Annotated in this window: 19 protein-coding genes and 1 pseudogene; 6 read left to right on the forward strand and 14 right to left on the reverse strand. The window is 65.9% G+C overall.

The window, feature by feature from the left end; genetic code table 11:
- Positions 1–117: 117 nt before the first annotated feature.
- Complete coding sequence (locus tag ACFWF2_RS28380) at positions 118–4,449, forward strand: TIR domain-containing protein (protein ID WP_379310513.1); 4,332 nt, start codon at positions 118–120, stop codon at positions 4,447–4,449.
- A 282-nt stretch (positions 4,450–4,731) separates the two neighbouring features.
- On the opposite strand, the gene ACFWF2_RS28385 is transcribed toward ACFWF2_RS28380, so the two are convergent.
- From ACFWF2_RS28385 to ACFWF2_RS28400, 4 genes are read right to left on the reverse strand one after another with little or no spacing between them, the layout of a single operon-like run.
- Positions 4,732–5,526, reverse strand: coding sequence for an MBL fold metallo-hydrolase (locus ACFWF2_RS28385; protein WP_379310514.1), 795 nt, complete (start codon positions 5,524–5,526; stop codon positions 4,732–4,734).
- The gene (locus ACFWF2_RS28390) at positions 5,523–7,115 is read right to left on the reverse strand and encodes a zinc-binding dehydrogenase (RefSeq protein ID WP_379310515.1); all 1,593 of its coding nucleotides are present in this window, start codon (positions 7,113–7,115) and stop codon (positions 5,523–5,525) included. The genes ACFWF2_RS28385 and ACFWF2_RS28390 overlap by 4 nt, the downstream gene beginning before the upstream one ends.
- Positions 7,116–7,149: 34 nt before the next feature.
- Positions 7,150–7,710 carry an ester cyclase gene (locus ACFWF2_RS28395; RefSeq protein ID WP_379310516.1) on the reverse strand — a complete coding sequence of 187 codons (561 nt, stop codon included), beginning with the start codon at positions 7,708–7,710 and terminating at the stop codon, positions 7,150–7,152.
- A gap of 15 nt (positions 7,711–7,725) precedes the next feature.
- A complete protein-coding gene (locus ACFWF2_RS28400; RefSeq protein WP_379310517.1) occupies positions 7,726–8,826 on the reverse strand; it encodes a hypothetical protein in 1,101 nt (366 codons plus the stop codon).
- Positions 8,827–8,995: 169 nt separating this feature from the next.
- Here ACFWF2_RS28400 and ACFWF2_RS28405 point away from each other — a divergent pair, with 169 nt between their 5' ends.
- Positions 8,996–9,637, forward strand: coding sequence for a TetR/AcrR family transcriptional regulator (locus tag ACFWF2_RS28405; protein ID WP_379310518.1), 642 nt, complete (start codon positions 8,996–8,998; stop codon positions 9,635–9,637).
- A 220-nt stretch (positions 9,638–9,857) separates the two neighbouring features.
- Here ACFWF2_RS28405 and ACFWF2_RS28410 read toward each other — a convergent pair whose 3' ends face one another.
- Together ACFWF2_RS28410 and ACFWF2_RS28415 are read right to left on the reverse strand one after the other, a co-directional pair.
- Entirely contained in the window at positions 9,858–10,148 is a 291-nt protein-coding gene (locus tag ACFWF2_RS28410; RefSeq protein ID WP_379310519.1) for a hypothetical protein, read from the reverse strand.
- 266 nt (positions 10,149–10,414) lie between these two features.
- Positions 10,415–10,819 (reverse strand): hypothetical protein, encoded by a 405-nt coding sequence (locus ACFWF2_RS28415; protein WP_379310520.1) that lies wholly within the window; start codon positions 10,817–10,819, stop codon positions 10,415–10,417.
- A gap of 187 nt (positions 10,820–11,006) precedes the next feature.
- Here ACFWF2_RS28415 and ACFWF2_RS28420 point away from each other — a divergent pair, with 187 nt between their 5' ends.
- A complete protein-coding gene (locus tag ACFWF2_RS28420) occupies positions 11,007–11,462 on the forward strand; it encodes a hypothetical protein (RefSeq protein ID WP_379310521.1) in 456 nt (151 codons plus the stop codon).
- A 596-nt stretch (positions 11,463–12,058) separates the two neighbouring features.
- On the opposite strand, the gene ACFWF2_RS28425 is transcribed toward ACFWF2_RS28420, so the two are convergent.
- The 5 genes from ACFWF2_RS28425 to ACFWF2_RS28445 form a co-directional block, all read right to left on the reverse strand.
- Positions 12,059–12,502, reverse strand: coding sequence for a hypothetical protein (locus ACFWF2_RS28425; RefSeq protein ID WP_379310522.1), 444 nt, complete (start codon positions 12,500–12,502; stop codon positions 12,059–12,061).
- A 193-nt stretch (positions 12,503–12,695) separates the two neighbouring features.
- Positions 12,696–13,331 carry a TetR/AcrR family transcriptional regulator gene (locus ACFWF2_RS28430; protein ID WP_379310523.1) on the reverse strand — a complete coding sequence of 212 codons (636 nt, stop codon included), beginning with the start codon at positions 13,329–13,331 and terminating at the stop codon, positions 12,696–12,698.
- A 241-nt stretch (positions 13,332–13,572) separates the two neighbouring features.
- Positions 13,573–13,737, reverse strand: coding sequence for a hypothetical protein (locus tag ACFWF2_RS28435; protein WP_379310525.1), 165 nt, complete (start codon positions 13,735–13,737; stop codon positions 13,573–13,575).
- Positions 13,738–13,792: 55 nt separating this feature from the next.
- Positions 13,793–14,467, reverse strand: coding sequence for a DNA-binding response regulator (locus tag ACFWF2_RS28440; protein ID WP_379310526.1), 675 nt, complete (start codon positions 14,465–14,467; stop codon positions 13,793–13,795).
- A complete protein-coding gene (locus tag ACFWF2_RS28445; protein ID WP_379310527.1) occupies positions 14,464–16,392 on the reverse strand; it encodes a sensor histidine kinase in 1,929 nt (642 codons plus the stop codon). The genes ACFWF2_RS28440 and ACFWF2_RS28445 overlap by 4 nt, the downstream gene beginning before the upstream one ends.
- A gap of 65 nt (positions 16,393–16,457) precedes the next feature.
- Here ACFWF2_RS28445 and ACFWF2_RS28450 point away from each other — a divergent pair, with 65 nt between their 5' ends.
- From ACFWF2_RS28450 to ACFWF2_RS28460, 3 genes are all read left to right on the forward strand, one after another.
- Entirely contained in the window at positions 16,458–17,069 is a 612-nt protein-coding gene (locus ACFWF2_RS28450) for a hypothetical protein (protein ID WP_379310528.1), read from the forward strand.
- A 146-nt stretch (positions 17,070–17,215) separates the two neighbouring features.
- Positions 17,216–17,836: a hypothetical protein gene (locus tag ACFWF2_RS28455; RefSeq protein WP_379310529.1), complete on the forward strand. Its 621-nt coding sequence runs from the start codon at positions 17,216–17,218 to the stop codon at positions 17,834–17,836.
- Positions 17,837–18,394: 558 nt separating this feature from the next.
- Entirely contained in the window at positions 18,395–19,042 is a 648-nt protein-coding gene (locus ACFWF2_RS28460; RefSeq protein WP_379310530.1) for a TetR/AcrR family transcriptional regulator, read from the forward strand.
- Here the strand turns inward: ACFWF2_RS28460 and ACFWF2_RS28465 are convergent.
- From ACFWF2_RS28465 to ACFWF2_RS28475, 3 genes and pseudogenes are all read right to left on the reverse strand, one after another.
- Positions 18,999–19,652: a TetR/AcrR family transcriptional regulator gene (locus ACFWF2_RS28465; RefSeq protein ID WP_379310533.1), complete on the reverse strand. Its 654-nt coding sequence runs from the start codon at positions 19,650–19,652 to the stop codon at positions 18,999–19,001. The genes ACFWF2_RS28460 and ACFWF2_RS28465 overlap by 44 nt on opposite strands.
- A 99-nt stretch (positions 19,653–19,751) precedes the next feature.
- Positions 19,752–20,765, reverse strand: a complete 1,014-nt coding sequence (gene dmpG / locus ACFWF2_RS28470) for a 4-hydroxy-2-oxovalerate aldolase (RefSeq protein ID WP_379310532.1) — start codon at positions 20,763–20,765, stop codon at positions 19,752–19,754.
- Positions 20,765–20,968: pseudogene (locus ACFWF2_RS28475) on the reverse strand (acetaldehyde dehydrogenase); the annotation flags it as partial. The gene dmpG and the pseudogene ACFWF2_RS28475, both read right to left, overlap by 1 nt.

Raw genomic sequence — 20,968 nt, forward strand, 5'->3', positions numbered from 1 at the left:
CAACATGGTCGCACCAATGGCGCGTCGGAAAGCCAGACGCGACCGCGGGGTTGACGATGTGGCTCGTGGGCTCATCGCGGCTCAGCACCGCACTCTGTTCCCGGGCTGTGTGATCAGATGTCGCGCGTCTTCCTGAGTCATTCGAGGCGGGACAATCGTCACGCGATCGCAGTGAAGCGCTGGCTCGAGCAGGCCGAGCCGGGGTTGGCCGGCGAGATCTACCTCGATCTGGACCCCGAGACCGGTATCCGTACGGGGATGCTGTGGACGGAAGCACTGTGGCAGGTGAACGCGCGCTGCGAGGCGGTTATCTGCCTGCTGTCGAGCAGTTGGGCGACCTCTGCGGAGTGCCACGCCGAATATCGCCAGGCTGAGGGCATGCGCAAACCGATCTTCTGTGCACGGATCGAAGCGTTCCACGAAAAGGACGTGACCCGCGCGTGGCAGAGCTGCGACCTGTTCGGGGACGGCCCTGCGGCAGAGGTCGTTGTCGACGGTGACGAGCAGCCGGTGCGGCTGCAGGTCGACGGGTTGCATCGGCTGCTGGCGGGGCTGCGGGAGGTGGGGATCGGCGCCGACAGCTTCGCGTGGCCGCCGCCCGACGACCCGGACCGCTCACCGTATCGGGGTTGGCAGCCGCTCGAATCGGTCGATGCCGCAGTCTATTTCGGACGGGACGCGCAGATCGTGCGTGCGCTGGACGAACTTCGTGAGATGCGTGTCGCTGGCCGCGAGCGGATGTTCGTCATCCTCGGGCCGTCGGGGGTCGGGAAGTCGTCGTTTCTGCGTGCCGGCATGTTGCCCCGCGTGCACCGCGACGACCGACGGTTCTTGACGATGCCTGTGGTACGCCCGCAACGTCATACGCTGACCGGCGAGACCGGTCTGGCCCGCTCGATCCATGACCTCCGCAAGGAGGTCGGTCTGATCGAGCCGAACTTGGGGGAAATCAAGAACGCGATCTCCGACGACGGCACGGTACGGGCATGGCTGGCCGAGGCGGCCGTGGCCGCGCGTAACCGATTGCTGGATGCGCCGACATCGGCGACGCCGCCGACACTGGTGCTGCCGCTCGACCAGGCCGAGGAATTGTTCGGTGCCGACGCGGGGGAAGAGGGGCCAGAGTTCCTGGAGCTGCTCGGGCGGCTGTTGAGCGACGACGATTCGACCGGGCTGGACATGATCGTGGTCGCCACGATCCGCTCGGATCGGTATGAGCCGCTGCAGACCGCGCCGCAGTTGTCGGCCGTGCAGAGTCACCTGTTCGACCGATTGAAGGCGATGCCGCAGGCTCAGTTCACCGAGGTCATCTACGGGCCCGCCCGACGTGCAGCGGAGTCGGGATCCAGGTTCGAACTGACCCCGGAGCTCGTCGACCGACTCGCCCAGGATGCGTCCGGCGGCGCCGACACGTTGCCGCTCTTGGCATTGACCCTGTCGCGGCTCTATGAGGACTATGCCGGCAGCGAGGACGCCGTCACCGTCGACCGCTACGAGGCGATGGGCGGCATGCGCCGAGTAGTGCAGAACGAAATCGACAACCTGCTGGCGGCGGATCCGGCGAAGCGCTCCGAGCAGCTCGATCGATTGCATGACGCCTTTATCCCTTGGCTGGCGACGGTGAATTCGGACACCGATCAACCGATGCGCCGCATCGCGCGCTGGGCCGACCTGCCCGAGCACAGTCACGCGCTGTTGAACGCTTTCGTCGGTCGGCGGCTGCTGGTCAAGGGTGAACGCGACGGCCGGATCGTCGTCGAGGCGGCCTTGGAGAGTCTGCTGCACCAGTGGGACGAGCTGGCGGGCTGGTTACGGGCCGAAGCGTCGGACCTGCGCGACGCCGACGCGGTCGAGCGGGCTGTCGTCGCGTGGGAGCGAAGCGGCCGCCACGATGACTGGCTGCTCGACGGTGTGCGGCTGGCCCGGGCCGAAACATTGAGTGCACAGCGGGGATTCGGGGCCCGCCTCGACCCCGCCGGCGAGTTCCTGCTCGCGTCGCGTCGTCGCACGAATCGCAAACTGGAAGCGGACAAACTGGAGGCGCAAGCGCACGCACGCACGCTGCGGCGGCGTTCACAGGTGCTGGCGGCGCTGCTCGCCGTGATTGTCCTGGTTGCGGCCGTCGCCGTCATCAGCCTCAACCGAGCACGTTCCGCCGAGCAGCAGGCCCGCCGACAAGCCCAGGAGGCGATCGCGGCCAAGCTCGTCGGGCAGTCACGCGCGATGCTCGGCGGTGCCCGGTTGGGCGGTGACCGGCGCGCGATACAGCAAATGCTCGCAGCCGAGACCTTGGCGCCCGGATCGGATCCGGATGCCCTACTGAACACGCTGATCGATACGCGGCGTTTGGAGCGGGTGATCACGGCGCCATCGGATGTCAACGGCATCGCGATCAGTCCCGATGGCCGCCACGTTCTTTCGGCCGACGATGACGGCCTGATCCGCAGGTGGGATCTCGAATCCGGTGAGCCCGTCGGAGATCCGCTGGCCGGGCACTCGGAAAAGGCTTGGGGCATCGAGTACACCAGAGATGGGCGCTGGATCGCTTCGGCCGCAGAGGACAAGTCCGTGCGCATTTGGGACGCGAATACCGGCGCGGCCGTGCACGTGCTAACCGGTCAATTCGACGACGTCACAAGTATGGAGTTCAGCCCCGATGGTGCCCTGCTCGCCACGGGGAACCGTGATGGCACGGCCCGGCTGTGGAAGGTGACAACGGGTGCGCAGATGGGCGAGCCGATCCGCGGACACGACGGTGTGGTATCAGCGGTCGCATTCAGCCCGGACGGGTCCCGGCTGGCCACGGGCGGACTGGATGGAGTGACGCGGCTGTGGCATGTCGACAGCCACCAGCCGGCGGGTCCGCCACTGCCCTCGCATAAGGGCTCGGTCACCGATGTGGACTTCAGCCCTGACGGCCGGCGCATCGCCTCGATCAGTTATCGGGTCGGCAGCGACCCTACGGATTCGACGTCGGCCGACGACGACACCCGCACGCCCTCGGACGGGTCGCAGCTGCGCATCACCGACGCCGACTCGGGCAGGCCGATCGTTGACGGGCTGACCGAATTCGGTTATGGGCCCTACGACTTGGCGTTCAGCCCGGATGGGCGCCGTGTCGCCATCGGGGCCTCCGACGGCAAGATCCGCGTGCGCGACGCCGACACCGGGACGGCGGTCGGGCCACCCTCGAGCGGTCACACCGAGGCCGTCACCGCCGTGGCCTACAGCGGCGATGGCACCCGGATCATCAGCGGCGGCGACAATACGATCCACGTGTGGGCAGCCGATCCCGATCAATGGATCGGGACACAACTCCCAGGCCTCGCCTTTGTCGGGTCCGCGCCGACTGCGGTCAGTCCTGACGGGCGCACCGCCGCGACACGTGACGCGAACAACCAATCCGACATCGCGTTGTGGCGGATCGACACCGGCGAGCTCATACGTACGATTTCGACCGGCCACGTCGGGCGGGTATCCGCACTGGCCTGGCGACCGGATGGACAGGCCATCGCCTCCGCCGACGGCATCGCCAATACGGTCCACATCTGGGATGCGCACACGGGTGAGCCCGACGGCCCGCCCCTGACCGGTCCTACCAAGACGATCCTGGGATTGTCCTTCAGCCCGGACGGGCGTCGTCTCGCTTCCCTCTTCCTCGACTCCTACCCCTGGCTCTGGGATATCTCGACGAGCCCGGCCCGGGGCACCGCGCTGGGCGGCGATGAAGACTTCGTCTCCACCGTCGGATTCAGCGCCGACGGGCACCGGCTGATCACCGTGGCGCCAACGCATTTCGCCTCCGGCGACACCAACAGGGTGGAGGAGACCGGCAACGTCTTCGCCAACCCACTTGAAATGACGCCCTCCGCTGTCCGCGTTTGGAACACCGACACCGGGGAGCCTGCCGGACCACCCATCATCAGCCGGGGTGGCCTTCTCGCCGACCTCGTGGAACAGGACGACGAAGCCCCGATCGCCGGCGCCGCCATCAGCCCGGACGGCCAACGCATACTGGTCAGCACGACCAAGTCGCTGCGCCTGCACGATGCGGCCACCGGGCAGCCGATCGACGAACCGTGGATCGACACCGAGGGCGGTAGCCATGGCGGTGCCGTCGCTTTCAGTCCCGACGGCACCTACGCCGTTGCCGCCAACATCAAGACATCGGAACTGCAGCTGCGCGAAGTTCAAACCGGTCGGCCGGTCGGTAACCCGATGACCGGCCACACAGGTGCCGTACTAGGTCTGGCTTTCACCGCCGACGGCAGCCACATCGTGTCCCGCGGAGCGGACGACGGATGGATGCTGTGGCCCGGCCCCGACAGGTGGGGCGAGGAACTCTGCGACAAACTCATCGCCAACATGACCCGAGCCGAATGGGACGAGTGGGTGTCGCCGACCATCGAGTATCGAGCCCCCTGCCCCATGCTGAACGTGCCCGACTGATCCGCTGACAGCCCTGTTCTCCGCTACGCCCGAATGCCACTCAGACCAGGTACGTTCCCACGATGACCAGGCTTTCCCCGTTGTCCATGTTGTGCGTGTCCTGCCGGGGGCACATCGAAGAGAAGATGGGAACGGAACCGGCACGTTGCCATTGACGCGCCGATTCCGCCCGTCCAGCTGGGCGGCTAGCGCGCGTTGACGGGGCCGTCAGTGTTCGGCGTGCTGTGTCGCGGGTGGTGGCTAGGGTTCGGCCGACGAGTGTGATCCGGTAGGCCGACAGGGTCAAGCCGGTCCGAGCGCCTTGTGGAGCAGATACGGGTCGTGCGCATTGACCAGCAGCAGGTCGGGGTCGGCGGCGTTCCACAGCTCGGAAAGGCGTTCATGATTGGCCACGACCCGTTTCCAGTCATAGGCGATGACTCGTTCCATCGCCGTGATCGCCCGCGGCGTTGAGCGGGTTCCGTCGAGCTGACCGTGGTGGTAAAAGGAGTCGCCGACGTGCAGAATCCACCGATCACCGGCATCGACCGCCACCGCCGCATGGCCGCGGCTGTGGCCGGGCAGAGTGATCAGCACGATGCCGGTCGAGATGTCGGTGAGCTCTTCGGCGCCGGCGAACCCGCGCCAGGCCTCCCCCGCGTCCGGCGTGTGTTCGACGAGGATCGGGTTGTGGGATCGCTGCGCAGGTAGGTAACGCCCGCGTTCGACCAGCGTGCGGGGATGCCGGGCGGCGAAGGACTCCGCCGCGGTGAGGTGCACCTGAGCCCAGGGAAAGTCGGCCAGGCCGCCGGCGTGGTCGGCGTCGAAATGGGTGAGCACGATATGGCGCACGTCGTGGGGATCGAAGCCGAGCCGCTGGATCTGCGTGATTGCGGCCTCGGCAGGATCGAATACGGGCCGGACATAGAAGCGGGCGGGCCCGAACCTTTCGCCGGGAGAACGGGAATCACGCAGACCCAAGCCCGCGTCGACGAGGACGAGTCCTCGTGGTGTTTCCACCAGCAGGACGTGGCAGATCAGTCCGCCGGGTGTGGCGATCGGGTGCATGGTGCCGCAGTTGAGGTGATGGACCTTCATCCGCCCAGCGCTGTCTTCATCTCGTCCATCGCCGCGGGATCGCCGCTGAGCAGGGCAGGGTCGACGACCTGGATCGGGTGGGTACCGTCCCAGTTCGCTGCCGCGAGCCTGATGAGGTCGAAGACGAACTTCTTCGTCCCGCTCAGGTCGGAGATCTCGATGACGGTACCGGGGTGGTGTTCGGTTTCGAGGTAGGCGAATCGTCCTGTCGGGCCGCCGATTTCGCCTTCCTGTCCGACGGTGAACCCGGCAGCCAGTGCCCCGTCGTAGAGATCCTGATAGTTCTCGGCCCAGTAGGCGATGTGCTGCATGCCCTCATGGCCTGCGTCGAGGAAGTCCTTGTACATCGACGGTTCCTGGTTCACGGGCTGAATGAGCTCGATCTGGATATCGCCGCTGTTGGCGACCGCGACATCCATCACCATGCCCGACGGCTCGCCGCGATAGATGAAATTCCCTGGCCTCAGTCCCGTCAGGTAGAACCAGGGACCTATGCCGCTATCGATGAATCCGCGCATGGAAGACTCGATATCTCGCACGACATAACCGATCTGGCGGATGGTGCCAAACATGTTGGCGCGCGGCGACGCTGACGGAGCGGGCCCGCTGTGTGCGTCGGCGAAGGACAACACGATCTTGCCGACCGCCCCATTCCCGCGGAGCCGCTCGGCCGCGTGTTCGGCTTGTTCGGGCGCGAACACGCTGTCCACGCGCGGACTGATCCTGCCCGCGGCGACGGCGGGAAGGGCCTGCGGGGTCAGCGCGGCAACCACTTCGGCCAGCTCGGCACGGGTGCGAATACTGAATGTGGTGCCGAGAAGACGCTGGCGGCGGAAGGCGATGGTGTCGAGGTCGAGGGTGGTCGCGGCACCGGCGAGTCTGCCGATGCTGACGATAGTGCCGCCGATCGCGGTTGCCGCCGGCAACTGCGCGAAGAGTTCTCCACCGACATGGTCGAGGGCGATATCGACACCGCTGCCGTTCGTGGCCGCCGCCACCGCCTCCGCGAGGTCCTGGGTGGTGGTGTCGACGGTGACGTCGGCACCCGCGGCGGTGAGTGCGTCCCGCTTGCCGTCACTGGTGGTCGTGGCGATGACAACGCTTGCACCGAGTGCCTTGGCGAGCTGGATGCCCACCAGGCCGATCGAGCTGGTGCCGCCGACGATCAGCACGCTGTTGCCCGCGACGAAACCCGCCTGGCTGACCAGGGCATCGTGTTCGGTGATCAACCCGACCGGCAGGGTCGCGGCCTCCTCGAAGCTCAGACCGTCCGGGATGGGCACGAGCAACCGTGGATCACACAGCGCGTAGTCGGCGAAACCACCGACCGTGATGCCCATGACCCGTGTCCCGGCCATGAGGTGCGGTGCCAGCGGACTGGACGTTTCCACGACGCCCGCCACCTCCATGCCCGCGGTGAACTCGCCGGCCTGCTGGGAGTTGGCGGTGTAGCTGCCGTCGAGGGCGTAGAGGTCGGCGCGATTCAGCCCGGCGGCCATGACCTGGAGGCGGATCGCACCGAGTTGGTGCGGGGCTTCGATGTCACGCAGATGCCAGTGCCGACCGGTGCCGCCGATGAGTGCACGCATGGGTGAGTGTCCTTTCACAGCACGATGTGTGGAGTCAGGCCGACAGGTCGGCGCGCGGGGTATCGACCAGCAGCGAGTTCGGATGACTGGACAGCGCGAGCAGCCCGCGCACGGCGCGGACGGCCAGCGGCCAGTTGCGGGGGTCGCGCAGATTCACTCCGCCGATGAGTTGCTTGAGCATCGACAGCGTGTCGAAGTAGATCCGCTCGATGACCAGGTTCTCGTCCTCGTCGAAGACGAAGTAGGCCGTCACCCGCGTGCGGTGCCGTGAGCCGGTGGGCGGCACCCCGCCGAACGGACCCAGATGGGTTCCGAGAAGCCAGAATTCGACGATCACCGCGTCAGCACTGTGCCGCAGGGCGATGATCTCGTGATCCTGATCGGGGAAGGCGACCCGGGTGTCGTGGTAGTAGCCACGCACCTCGGAATCACCGTCGTGCACCGTGAGGGTGGGGATGATCTCGTAGTGCGGGTGCGGAAACGTGGACAGCACCGCATCCCACTCTTGCGCCACCTCGTCGTGGAAGTGATCGAGGACCAGCTTCTCCCTGGACCGCAGCACCTCGACGGGCGGTACGGCGAATCGATCGGTCATGAGGTCTCCTAGGGGTCAGTGATGAGTGATGGCGTCGTGGGTGAACGTCGGCGACGTACCGGGATTGGTCCACGACGCGGTGAGCTCGCTCGACGGGAAGAACTGCAGGAAGCGGGAATCGCGCTGGCTTCGGTCGGCCAGCGTCTTCTCCAGCACGATCGAGTTGTACTGGTCGACAGTGGTTTCGATGGTGTTGGCGTTGAGCACAACCTCCTGGTCCCACTCGCGCGCCCAGCGAGCCAATCCCGGCATCCGGGAATGCTCCGGTGTCAGGCATTCGGCGGCGATGACGTTCTCGCTGCTCACCCACACGCCGGTGGCGGTGTTGAGGACCAGGCTCTGATTGCCGAAGACGTGTCCCGGCGTCTTCACCACCGCGACGCCCGGACCGAGGACGACCGATCCATCGATGGGCAGGAACGCTTCCGGGGGCACGTCGCGGTAGGTGCCGGGCTGGTACCACGGCCGCTGCAACGGATGCAGGTCGGCCATCGCGGCGAGTTCGTCGCGTTGCACGATGACCTTCGCCCGCGGGAACAGCGGCTTCGGCTGCTCTCCGAGATCGGGCTGGGGCGCTGTCGCGCCGATCCAGCGGCGCAGGTCCTGGGTGTGCAGATGGTCGAACATCAGGTAGTCGACCTCGGACGGGTCGATGCGCAGGCGCGCCAGGTGCGTGAGCACGGTCGCGTGCTCGGTCACCATCCGCTTCAGCACGACATCGGGCGTGCGAGCGGCGAGCTTGTCGAAATACGGTGTGTAGCGGCTGAGTTCGACATCGCTGGGCTCGAACAGCAATACCCGGGGAGTTCCGTCGCTCTCGTGCCACCGGATGACCAGCAGGCGGTTGGTGATCGCCAGGAACGGCGCGATCGCCCGGGAGGCGCGGAACAGGCCGAACCGGGTCGGATACGGCAGGGTCACCAGGTCACAGGTGGTCACGCTGTCGGGGGTACCGGTTTCGATGAATTCCCGGCGGAAGTCCTGCGCCTGGGTCCGGACAGCGGTCAGCCGCGCCCCTGGGCCGCCATCGATCCTCGAGAGGTCGGTGAGGCTGTCGACCCGCGAGCCGATGCTCGCCAGGTCCAGCACGTCACCCTGTCGCCACGGCATTCGCATCGGTATCACCTCACATCATTAATCCCACGGCGTGGAATTAATGCCAGATTAAACCCACGCCGTGGAAATATGCAAGAGTGGAATCATGACCGGCGTGACAGCGGACAAGCGAGCATCGAGCGCACCCCGACGAGGCCGTCCCCGGAAGGAACAAGCGCAGCTGTCCCGGGTGGCAATCCGGGATGCCGCCCTCGGCGTCATCGACGTCGAGGGCATCGAGGCCGTGACCATGCGTTCGGTCAGCCGCGTCCTCGGCGTCGACGCCAAGAGCCTCTACCACTACGTCGACGACAAGGACGACCTCCTCGATGCCGTCGCCGAGTACCTACTCGAACAACTGCACCCGCCCACGCCCACCGACTCCATCGAAGGCGACTTACGCGCCTGGGCTCAGGAATTCCGCCGCGTCACCCTCGCCCACCCCCGCGCCGCAACCCTCGTCCTCACCCGCCAACTGTCCTCGACCGCCGGCCTGACCCCCGCCGAGAGCATTCTCACCGTGCTCCGCCGAACCGGCTGCAGCACTGAACAAGCAGTCCACCTCATGCGCTCCCTCTTGGCCACGATGATCGGCACCCTCCTGCGCGAGGTCTCCGCAGGCCCCACCTTCGGAACAACCGACCCCGAAGAAATCGCCGACCGCCAACACACCCTGGAAGCCTCCGGCCTCCCGCAAGTCGCCCAGGCCGCACCCCATCTCGCCCGCTTCGATCGCGACCGCGAATTCGACTTCACCGTCGACCTGATGGTCGGCCTCATCACCACTCACCTCGACCCGCCGGCGGCGAATAGCGTGGGATGCGTTAGCTGAAGATTAACGGCCCCGGGGTATCTCGGGGCCGTCGCTACTTCCGCACATGCCGCTTACGGGGCGGCTCCGACCGGCCGGGCTGTGGTCGGCCGAACGCACCCTCATGGCGAATGCAGGATGTCTGATCATCCTTGGAACGATGCTAACTGACACCCCGAGGACTGCACGCGGACGCAGCGGGACCGATCGAAACCGGTCACCGCCGCTTCCTCGATGACGGCTATCGGCCGAGCGTCCAAGCGGCTGCGTAGCTGACATCGAACAGCCCGTGCTCCGGTTCATAGATGAGGGCGTGGTCTGCGGTGGTGAACGACCGCGACTGCGCCTGCGACGGGGGAAGCGCCTCGGCTCGGTAGACGGCCACCACTCGACCGTCACCATCCACGACCGGAAGGGTTGTAGGGATCGCCGATCCTTCAGCGAATGCGATAGCGGGCTGATCTTGGGTGTACGCCAGTGACAGCGTGGCTGCCTGGTTGGGTGTGATCTGCTGAGCTTCGTTTTCTGACATCGCGTGGCCTCCATGGAAAGGTCGGATTGACAACCAACGAGCGTCCAGATCACTTTACGTACATGGTGATTGAGACGTATGGGAGCGACTCACCCACACTCTGAAGGGTTGCCCAGGCACAGGCAGCGCCTTGGCCGCTTCGCCGTTGCAGCGGGTGCGTTCTCAACGCACTGTCATGCCGCATGTCGCGCGGTTGAGCGCGCCCCTGGACTGGCGGCCTGCCGATGCACGCTCATGCCGATTCCCGTGCGATCGGTGGTGTGAGTTCAGCTCGTACGCGACGGCACATCTTCCTCGCGATCCTCTCGAAAACGACCTCTCGACTGCATCAGTTCGAGCGCCGCGGCCGCGACCGGCTTGATACGCCCAGGCCACCCCGAAGCGACGAACTCCTCATCGGAGGAAATCCGAGGTGTCGCGGCACAGGCATCAAGGAGTGCTCGCTGCACCTTGTCGAGCGCGGTCACCTCTGCCGGTGTGAACGTCGACCATTCGCGCCATAGCCACGCTCCGCCGTCGTCAATTGTGTCGAAGAACTCGTTGATGTATTCCCCGTACCCCCACATACGAACACCCTCGTCCCCCTCGACGAGTGTCTCCAGTGCCTCTATCGCGCGATTTCGCAGTCGCTGCTCGACAACCCGCTCGCTCGGCCGGTCCCGGTCGCCCACGCTCGTGATGCTAGCGGCCCGACGCACTCGAATCATCTGCCCCCGTCGATGGATTCCCGTCTCCGCCGCTCGCGGAATCGTCAACATCGTCACCGACACCGTTCTCGACCGGCACCACCGCATGCAGACGCTGCTTCGCCAACTCGACGCCTGGACCCAGCCCGGCCCACCGATCCGAGGACCTGCCATGCCCCGATACGAACTCGCCGGGCGCACCGTCGCCATCACCGGCTCCACCGGCGGGCTCGGCGCCGCCGTCGGCACATCGCTGCGTGCTCGCGGCGCCAACCTCGCCCTGCTCGATCTCGACGGCGACGCCACGCACCGGCAGACAGCCGCTCTCGGTGGTGACACCGTCGCCCGGGGACGGGCCGTCGACGTGTCTGGCGTACATTTCGCGCCGGTCTGCCCTTCGTGCAGGAGCATGCGGGTACCTGCTGGCGATCTCGTCCATGGCAGCCTTCATCCACTCACCCGTCCAGGCCCCTACACCGCGAGCAAGGCCGGGGTCTGGGCACTGTGCGACTCCACCCGGCTCGAAGTGCGCCACCTCGAGGATGTTGTCCTGGCGTCGGGTGATCTCTGCCAGGGATTTCTCGATCGCGGTGATCCGCTGCGCGATTTCGTTGCCCTTGGTGGATGACTACCCACGTAGCTGGTGACGCAACCGACCTAGCGCATGAACATCTGCTAGCGCTCGATGCCATCCGCCAGGCGAGCACCGAATATACAACCTGGGCAATGGGATCGGCTTCTCGAACAAACAAGTCGTCGGTGCCGTCCGTCACGTCACAGCCACCGCATTCGCCGTCGAGACAGCAGCCCGCCGAGCTGGTGATCCCGCAGTGCTCTACGCCTCCTGGCATCACCGATGCCCTGCCATGCCGCGAATACCGATATCGTCGGCCTGCGGATGGGCCTTCAAGGTTCCTGACGGTGGCGGCGAGAACGATCTCGCGGATGGTGACGTGCTGTGGTTGCCAGTACGCGAAGGCGATGGCTCGACCAGCCAGCTCGATCGGCTCTACATCCAACGAAATACCTTGCTCCGCAGGCTCGCTCGCGCCCGCAACCCCTACCCGCCCCTCGGATGATCCAGCGTTCAGATCACCGTCGCCCTCGAAACCCTGCACTGGCAAGGAACCACTCTGCCCTGAAATCCCCGCACCGCATCCAATCACGAACGGCGCCTCCGGAATTCCGGGGCGCCGCTCGGGCACTTCGCACCGTGTCCGCGGATCAGGCTTCGCGCACCGCCGTGACGATCGCGACGACCGCCGCGGACAACGCCCCGATCACCACCCCGCCGAGGACGACCGCGGCGGCGGCGACCGTGAACTGATCCCAGCCCACCATGAGCGCGGCCACGCCGAGGACCACGAGGATCGCGTCGACGCCGACGGCGGCCAGGACGACGTCGTCGCGGCCCAGCAGCCGAGGAGTCAGCGCAACGGTGGCCAGGCCGAGCAAGACGGACACCAGGCCGACCACGACGAAGACAGGGACGGCCATTCCGATGCCGACATCGGTCCCAAGGATCAGCGTGGCGAACGGGACGAGGCCGTACAGGACACGGATCGCGCCCACACCGCGCAGCGTCCACGAGGACACATCGACGGGGGCGCCCCCGGTGGAGGTCTTGGTCGCGTACGCCATGCGCACAGTTGCCACCTGGCTGGTCATATCCCGCTCCTTCGACATTTTCACACCATCGTGCAATTGCACGTAGCTGTGAAACTACGTCCATTGCACACCAATGTGCAAGAACTCGTGAAGGGACTCACAGCCGTCCAGGGTTCGTGCCGGAGAGCACACCTTGGATCCATTCGGGAACAGCATGTTTCGGTGAGCGATCGCCCGACGAGCGCACCTGCGATCAGTGCTGCGCGGCCTCCGCGGCGGACCGGGCGATCTCCGCGGCACCCGAACGGTCGACGCCGACCGCGATCAGGCAAGCCAGGGCAGCGTCGCGCGCGGCTTCGGCACCGACCCACTCACCATCGCTGTGCGCATTCAGCAGCTCGAGCACCAGTGCCGTGAGTACCCCGGCCAACGCTGTGGGCGGAAGGTGGCCAGCGAAGGTTCCGTCGGCTTGACCAGCCGCTATCAACGTGATCAGCTGGGCGCGGACGGGCGCGAGCCGGTCGGCCATCCGGGCCCGCGACCCGGCTTCGTCCAGGCGCAGCAGCAGCTGGAACTCGTCGCCGACAGCCCACAGCGCGACCGCCATATCCGCGGTCGCCCGGGCGGGCGGTTGCGCGGTGTCGATACCGTCGAGTGCGCGACCGACCTGCTCGAAGGCCTCGTCGAGCATGCCGTCGATCAGCGCTTCCCTGGTGGGGAAATGACCGTAGAGGGTGCGGCGGACCATCCCCGCGGCAACAGCGATGTCTTCCATACTCGCCAGGGGATTTCGCAGCAACTCGTCCCCGGCCACAGCGACGATGCGTCGTCGGTTGGCCAGCGCACGCGGCCCGAGGCCGACGGTGGTCGAATGCGTCGTCGCAGTCACGTCCGTCCTTTCACCCACCACCATCCCACACCTGCGCAAAGGTGTGCAAAAGGCCCTCCGCGGCTCACCGGCCTGATGATCGGCGACCACAACGAATGCAACACTCATTTGATGGAGGCGTTCGTCGCCTGCGACACCTGTCAGGGCAGGCGTCGATATCGCGCGGTGGCGAGCTTCTGGCGGGATGCACGCCCCGGTCGGCCGGGCCGTCCCCGTCAGGGCCTGGCAGCCCCGGACCGTCTCACAGCACGAGGCGGAAGTGCAGGGCGCTGCCGGGCTCGGCGGTGACGCCGAGCGCCTCGAAGAACCGCCGACGGCCCCACCGCCCTTGCGGGTCGGTGTCGAGCACCACCGCCACCTCACCAGCCCCGGCGGTCCGGGCACGGTCGACGAACGCGCGCACCAACGCCCGACCCGACTTCGATCGGGGCTGTAGGACGCCGACCAGACAATCTCGACGTTTATCCGTGATTGCCGCGTAGGTATGCCAGGGTGGCCAGGACGCGGACGTTGACCTGCCGCCGGGATGGTTCGTCGGCCTGAGCGAGGCCGAGTTTGTCGGTGATCGCGGAAAGATGGTGTTCGACGGTACTGATCTTGGAGTTGAGTTTCTGGGCGATGCCGAGATTGGAGTAGCCCTCCGCGGCAAGAGCCAGGACACGTCGTTCGGCGTGTGTGAGCCGGTCGAGCGGGTTGTCGGTGCGGCGGCGGGCCATGAGCTGGCTGATGATGTACGGGTCGATGACGACCTCGCCGCGTGTGATGCGGTGGAAGGCTTGGACCAGTTCATCGAGATCGCCCAGACGTTCTTTGCCGAGGTAGCCGACGGCGCGGGGGACGGTATCCATGATCAGTAGTCGCTCGGCGTAGGCGGGTTCCAAGTGGGCCGAGAGGGCCAGCAGCGCGACGTCGGGGTACTGGGCACGAACCAATTCAGCGACGCGGAGGCCCTCGTCGTCGCTGGCGTCGGTGAGCCGGATATCGCATACGGCGAGATCCGGTGCGGTCTCGTCGATGACCCGCAGAGCTTCGGAGCGGTTGGCGGCCCGCCCGGCCACTTCGATGCCGCGGCCTCGCAGGGCGTCGGTCAGCAAATCCAGATAGAAGCCTTGGTTTTCGACGATGACGACTCTCATGACAGCTCCGTTGTGGTGTTCGGGTGCGGATGTGGGATGGCCGCGATGACGGTGGTTCCTTGGCCTGGCCTGCTCCGGACAGAAAGGGTCCCCCCGACGGCATCGATCCGGTTCTGCAGGCTCGCCAACCCCAGTCCCTCGGTGTGGCGGGCGCCGCCGCGGCCGTTATCGATGATTGTCGTGATCAGCAGCTGGTCGCGGACTCCGACCTCGAGCCGGACATGGGTCGCGGCCGCGTGTTTGTACACGTTGGCCAGGGCTTCGCTGATGACGAAGTACGCCGTCATCTCGATGTGCCGGGCCCAGCGGGTGGAGGTCACGGTGAAGTCGACAGGTATCGGTGCCTGGTCGACAAGGTTGGCGATCGCGGCTGCCAACCCGTGGTCGGCCAGCACGGTCGGGTAGATGCCTTGGATGAGCTCGCGCAGACTACGCAGCGCTGTAGTGAGTTCGCCATGCGCACCGCGCACAGTTACCGAGAGCTCGCCGGTAAGGTTCGGGTCTTCCGCCAGCATCCGCTGCGCACGGTCGAGGAGCATGAGGACGACGAAGAACCTCTGCTGGGCGCCGTCGTGGAGATCGCGTTGGATACGCTGGCGCTCCTCGAACGCGGTCTGGGTCAGACGTAACCTGGAGGCACGGATCTGCTCCAGTTGCGCGTGCAGAGTGGCGTAAAGACGGGTGTTCTCGATCGCCAGACCAGCTGCGGCAACTGCCGCGTCGATCACCTCCCCATGTTGGCTCAGCACCTCGTCGTGTTCGATCACCCCGATCACCGCGCCGCTACGACGCACTTCGGTGACAGCCCGACCCGGGCCGGCTTGGTCTATCTCGGTCGGCAGGCCGTGCACATCGACATATCCCTCACTGTCATGGCGGTAAGCCACGACAAGGGTCGGATCACCGAGGGTCCGTCTGAGAGTCTGCTGCAACGAGGCCGGATCAGTGAGGGCTGCAACATTGTCCTGCAGGGACAACAGCAGATCCACCACGCGACGGTGGCCGAACCGCCGATACAGCCAGCCGATCAGGTACAGCGCCGGCATCAACACCATCGTCGCGACGGTGAACAGCCATCCCAGCGCCAGACGCAGCGCGAACGGAGTCGGGACCAAGCTGGCCGCCGCCTCGGCGAACTTGACCGACGCAGCGATCGCAATGCCCGCCCAGACCGGACCCGATGGCAGACGACGCACCGGGCTGGACAGCCAACGCCGCACTGCCAATCCGACCGAGACTACGAACATCACTGCGGCACAAGTGCTTCCGATCGTCCCCCACACACTGCCTGGCTGTGGCAGGTGTAGCGCCCACGGACCCTGTGGATCGTCGAGGATGTACCGGATCACCTGCGTCCCGACCGCCGCGCAGTAGCAGCACACGATGAAACCGCGATCGACGGTGCTCCCGAATCGGCCGCTCGGCCAGACGAGCAGGACATGCGCCGCAACCGCGGTCCACAGATACGCCAGGCAGAAACCGAGCGCGAACAGCACGCCTTCGGCCGCACGGAAGAACTGCAGGTAATACAACCCACCCCCGAGCACGATCAATTGGCCGGTCCGGGGCGAAGGCAGGCGAATCCACACCATCAGACCCGTGACCAGCACCACGACACCGACCAGCCGAGGCGGGAGTTCCTCCCACCAGGTCGGCGCCATCACCGACCACGACACCACCGTCGCCCACACAGCGGGCACGCAAGCGGCGGCGACCCCCAAACCGGCGGCGAGCCAACGCCGCTCGCGCACCGGCACCCGCCCGACACCGGCATCGTGGGCCACGGTTTCCCCCTTCACTCGCTGCGTCCAATTGATCAAATCCAGCGACGGCCAGCCAGCGCAACCAAGGTTTCCGCACAACCGTCTCCTGGACAGCCACGTGCCGGCGCCAGGATCTCTCGGAGGCAGCCCCAGCTCGGCCATCCCACACTGGAAACGTCCACAGAAGAAGTTGAAACCTTCCTTCCTAGAACATAATTGGAGCAAACATGAACCGCCTCGCCCTGCAACGCCGTCCTGGCCCGGGTTCCAGGATCGTCGCGCTGGCCCTGTCCGTGGCCTGCGCGGGTGCCATGATCCTCACCGCCGCCCCCGCACACGCGGACGACTTGACCGGCATGCAGAAGTGCCTGTCCGGCGCCGGACCCGACGAGCAGTTCACCATCACCCAGACCGGCGGCGGGCACGCGAACTTCCCACCGGGGCCCGACCCTCACAACGGGATCTCACCGGGCAACGCCCTCCACGTGAAAGTGGAATGGACTTCACTGGTCAACGTCCAAGGTTGGATCACCGAGAACTACAACATGGACGGAAAGGCCGAGCAGGCGCCAGAGGGCTACCCATTCCCCGGCTGGCCCAAATACGCCAACGTCTTCCGACTCAACAACAACCCCGGAGGCTGGGTCGCTTCCGGATCCGATCCCAACCCGTACAACCCGCATCTGCTCAGCGAACTCGCTGCGGTGAACTGCTTCGAAGCCCCGACCATCCCAGTTCGCCTCGGCTACGGAATCAACGACGACAACCTCGGCGACAACAGCGGTCAGTGGCGATGGACTCTGCAGATCTGGCGTAACGACGGACCCAACGACCAATAGCGTCCGCCGGGCGGCCGGCCCGGCCGCCTGATGGCCAGGCCGCCCGCCTTCCCGGCGGTAGCCAGCCCTTACGCCGATGCCGCCTGTCGAACTTGTCCGGAGCCGAACGCTGTGACCCCACTACTCGAAGGAGAAAGGTGGATCCGATGTCCACTAACGACGAAATGTTTCCCTCGCGGCGCGCACTGCTGCGTGTCGCAGCGGGTGTCGGAATAGCCGCTCTAACTCTGCCTTTGATGGTAGAGAACGCCGCGCCGGCTTCTGCTACGCAGCGCCTGTGGAAGCGGTGCTCGCGTTGCAGTGGTCTCTGGTACACGGGCAACGGCACCCGCGGAGGCTGCCCGGCCGGTGACATCTTCGACGGTGGCCACCATGACGACGGAACCGGCGACTACATCCTGAAGGAAGACCCCGATGGTGGACAGGGCCAGTCCGGGTGGCGCTGGTGCCGTCGATGCCAAGGACTCTGGTTCGAAACTACTCCCGGCCAGTTCGCTGGAGTCTGCCCGTCACCGGACATCGTCTCTCAGCATGTGAATTTCGGCTCCGGCCATTACCGACTGGAAGACGAAGGCAATCGCGACGGGCCAGGAGGGCAGGCCAAGTGGCGCTGGTGCCGTAAGTGCTCGGGCTTGTTCTACGACGGGTTCTCGCCGGCGGCATCGGGCGTCTGTCCGGCCGACAAACAGCACCACGACATCATCGGCAGTGGCAGCTACGTTCTACGTTCGGCGGATTCGACACGTCTACCGAGACCGCCCTACTGACCGACCCCGCAACCAGAAGGGTTGGCACCGCCCACGTTGGCTGTCAGACCGTCACCAGGGACGTTCAACCGTCGATCCGGAGGCGACGAGTCGGTGGGCCATAGAACCGACGAACATGGAACCCAGTCGCTGCCGCACTGTCCAACCTCGCCGACTGGGGTGTGCGCTTCATCCGGATCAACGAAGGCGAACCGGCGCCGTGGGCGGCAGCCCTGAAAGCCTCGACTGACTCAGGCACAACATCAGAAGCTCGCGGCGCGCGGAGTCTGGGCCATGCACTCGCACAGAGCGAGCATGTGCTGGCCCGCCGTGGCCGTTCACCCGAGCGTATGCCGGTCCGGTCTGTCGCCCGACCCTCCTAGAGTCGGGCTGTTGTCACAGCGCCGAGGACAGTCGAGGACCTAGCCGTTGAACATCTACATCCACCACCACCGTGGTCGGCGAACGAGACTCGACGAGGCGCCCGAACTTGTTCTGACCTGCAGGGGATTCCATTTCGACCCAATTCTGATAGTTTAGTCAGTAGCGATTCATGCTTCATCGAGGAGGGGAGGGCCGATGACAGCCGAACCCGCTTCGCTGAATCGGGTCGACAGGCGCCGGGAACGCACGCGAAATGCACTTCTGTCCGCGGCGACGGCGTTCCTGGCCGACGGTAGAACCGCGGTGAGCATTCAGGAGATCACCGATGCCGCCGACGTCGGATTCGGGTCGTTCTACAACCACTTCTCCTCGAAGGACGAGCTGTTCGAGGAGGCCGTCAGAGCCGTCTTGAATACCTACGGCAGCCTTCGTGACATGGTTGTCGCAGAATACGACGACCCCGCAGAGGTGTTCGCAGTGAGTTTCCGGATGACCGGCCGGATGCAGCGCGACTTCCCCGAAGGTGTACGAGTAATCCTGCATTCGGGAACATCGATCCTCGTCCGCGACGAAGGCCTCGCTCCCCGAGCTCGCCGCGACATCGCCGCCGCGCAGGAAGCTGGGAGGTTCGATCTGATGGATGTCGAAATGGCCATGATGACAGCAGGTGGCGCACTACTCGGCCTGCTGCAGCTACTCGACCGCACGCCCAACGCTGATGCCGGCGCGCTGACCGACCAGGTGACCGGGCGGGTCTTGCGCATGCTCGGCATGTCGAGCGAAGCGGCGGAGCGGCTGGCTACAAATCCCCTACCTCGCAATCTGCCGAAACCCTTCGCGTAACCAGCGGCATCACCACGTCGGTCAGCAGATCGATCAGATCCGACAGCGGTGGCTTGGTCTCACGCAACATCGATTCGCGTGCGATGGCGTTGACCGTAGCGGCGAGCAGCGGGACGGTGTGCAGGGCGCGGTCGCCATCCAGCCCTATCCCGATCGTCTCGAGCTTTCTCTGGATATGCGCTGCCCAGTTTCCGCCGAGCTCCCTGCACTGCTTTTCGGTGTGCTCATGGACGCCGATTACCTCGGCAAGGGCGAACTTGGCCCGATTCGGCACGCTGCCGATCGAAACAAGGTAGGCGGTCAGGCCAGTACGCATGACTGCAGCGGGGTCGGCCGGCACAGTCGCCATGCTTGCCAGCGCAAGTGCGACCGCGGCCGCAGCGTCGTGCTGGACCTGGACATAGGTCGCGATGAGCACGTCGTCGCGGGTTTCGAACTCCTCATAGAACTGCCGCTTCGACAAGCCGGCGGATGTACAGATCTCGGCCAGCGAGCAGGCCATGTTGCCACGCTCGGCACAGATCCGGGCCGCCGCGTCCAGAAACTGCTGCCGTCTTTCCGCTTTGCGCGCCGCGACGGTCCTGCCCGCGTATCGCCTGGCCCCGGCCATCACTGCCCACCAACCTCTGGATTGTGGGGACGGCGGTCCCAGCCTCCTGTGACAAAAGCTGGGACCGCGTCACCTTCCGGCCCGCGCAGGCCGGAAGCCTCAGTGATCGCTGACCAGGTCGAGTGCAATGTCGGCGATCATGTCTTCCTGTCCACCCACCAGACCACGGCGGCCGGCGGCAGTGAGCAGAGTGCGCACGTCGACGCCGTAGGTGGCTGAAGCGTTCTCGGCGTGTCGCAGGAAGCTCGAGTAGACGCCTGCGTAGCCGAGGGTCAACGTCTCACGGTCTACCTGGACGGGCCGGTCCATCAATGGACGCACCAAGTCGTCGGCCGCGTCGGTCAGTTGATCGAGGTTCGCACCGTGATCCCAGCCGCTCAGGTCGGCTACCGCCACGAATGCTTCGAGCGGAGTGTTGCCGGCACCGGCACCGAGTCCGGCCAGCGACGCGTCTACGCGAGTCACCCCCTCCTCCACCGCGACGACACTGTTCGCTACGGCCAGAGAGAGGTTCTGGTGGGCGTGGATACCGATCTCGGTGCCCGGTTCGAGCACTTCCCGATAGGCGCGGACGCGTTCACGGACACCGTCCATGGTGAGTCGCCCACCGGAGTCGGTGACGTAGACGCAGTGCGCGCCATAGGATTCCATGAGTTTTGCCTGGCCAGCCAGCCCTTCGGGGCTGTTCATGTGGCTCATCATCAAGAACCCGGACACATCCATACCGAGTTCGCGCGCAGAGGAGATGTGCTGGGCGGCGATGTCGGCCTCGGTGCAGTGTGTAGCCACCCGGACCGAGCGCACGCCGAGGTCGAACGCACGACGCAGGTCTTCGATGGTGCCGATGCCGGGCAGCAGCAACGTCGTCAGCCGGGCGAATTGCAGGGCGCCCGCGGCAGCTTCGATCCACTCCCAGTCGGTGTGGCTACCCGGGCCGTAGTTGAGGCTTCCGCCATGCAGACCATCGCCGTGTGCGACCTCGATCGCGTCCACACCGGCGGCATCGAGTGCCGCAGCAATCCGTGCGACCGTGTCAGGATCGATGCGGTGCCGCAGGGCGTGCATGCCATCGCGCAGGGTGACGTCCTGCAGAAAGATCTCGGTGGTCGTCATTACACACTCTCCCGGGTGGATGCGGCGATGCGTTCGGCTACCTGCAGCGCTGCCGAGGTCATGATGTCGAGGTTGCCGGCGTAGGCGGGCAGGTAGTGCGCGGCACCCTCCACCTCGAGGTAAACGCTGACCTGGTGAGTGACGGGGGCGTCTCCGGCGAGCGTGTGCAGTGGAGCTTCGGCCTCGACCGGGGTGATCTGCAC

The organism is Nocardia sp. NPDC060259 (assembly GCF_042728775.1).
In the GTDB taxonomy this organism is placed as follows: Bacteria; Actinomycetota; Actinomycetes; order Mycobacteriales; family Mycobacteriaceae; genus Nocardia.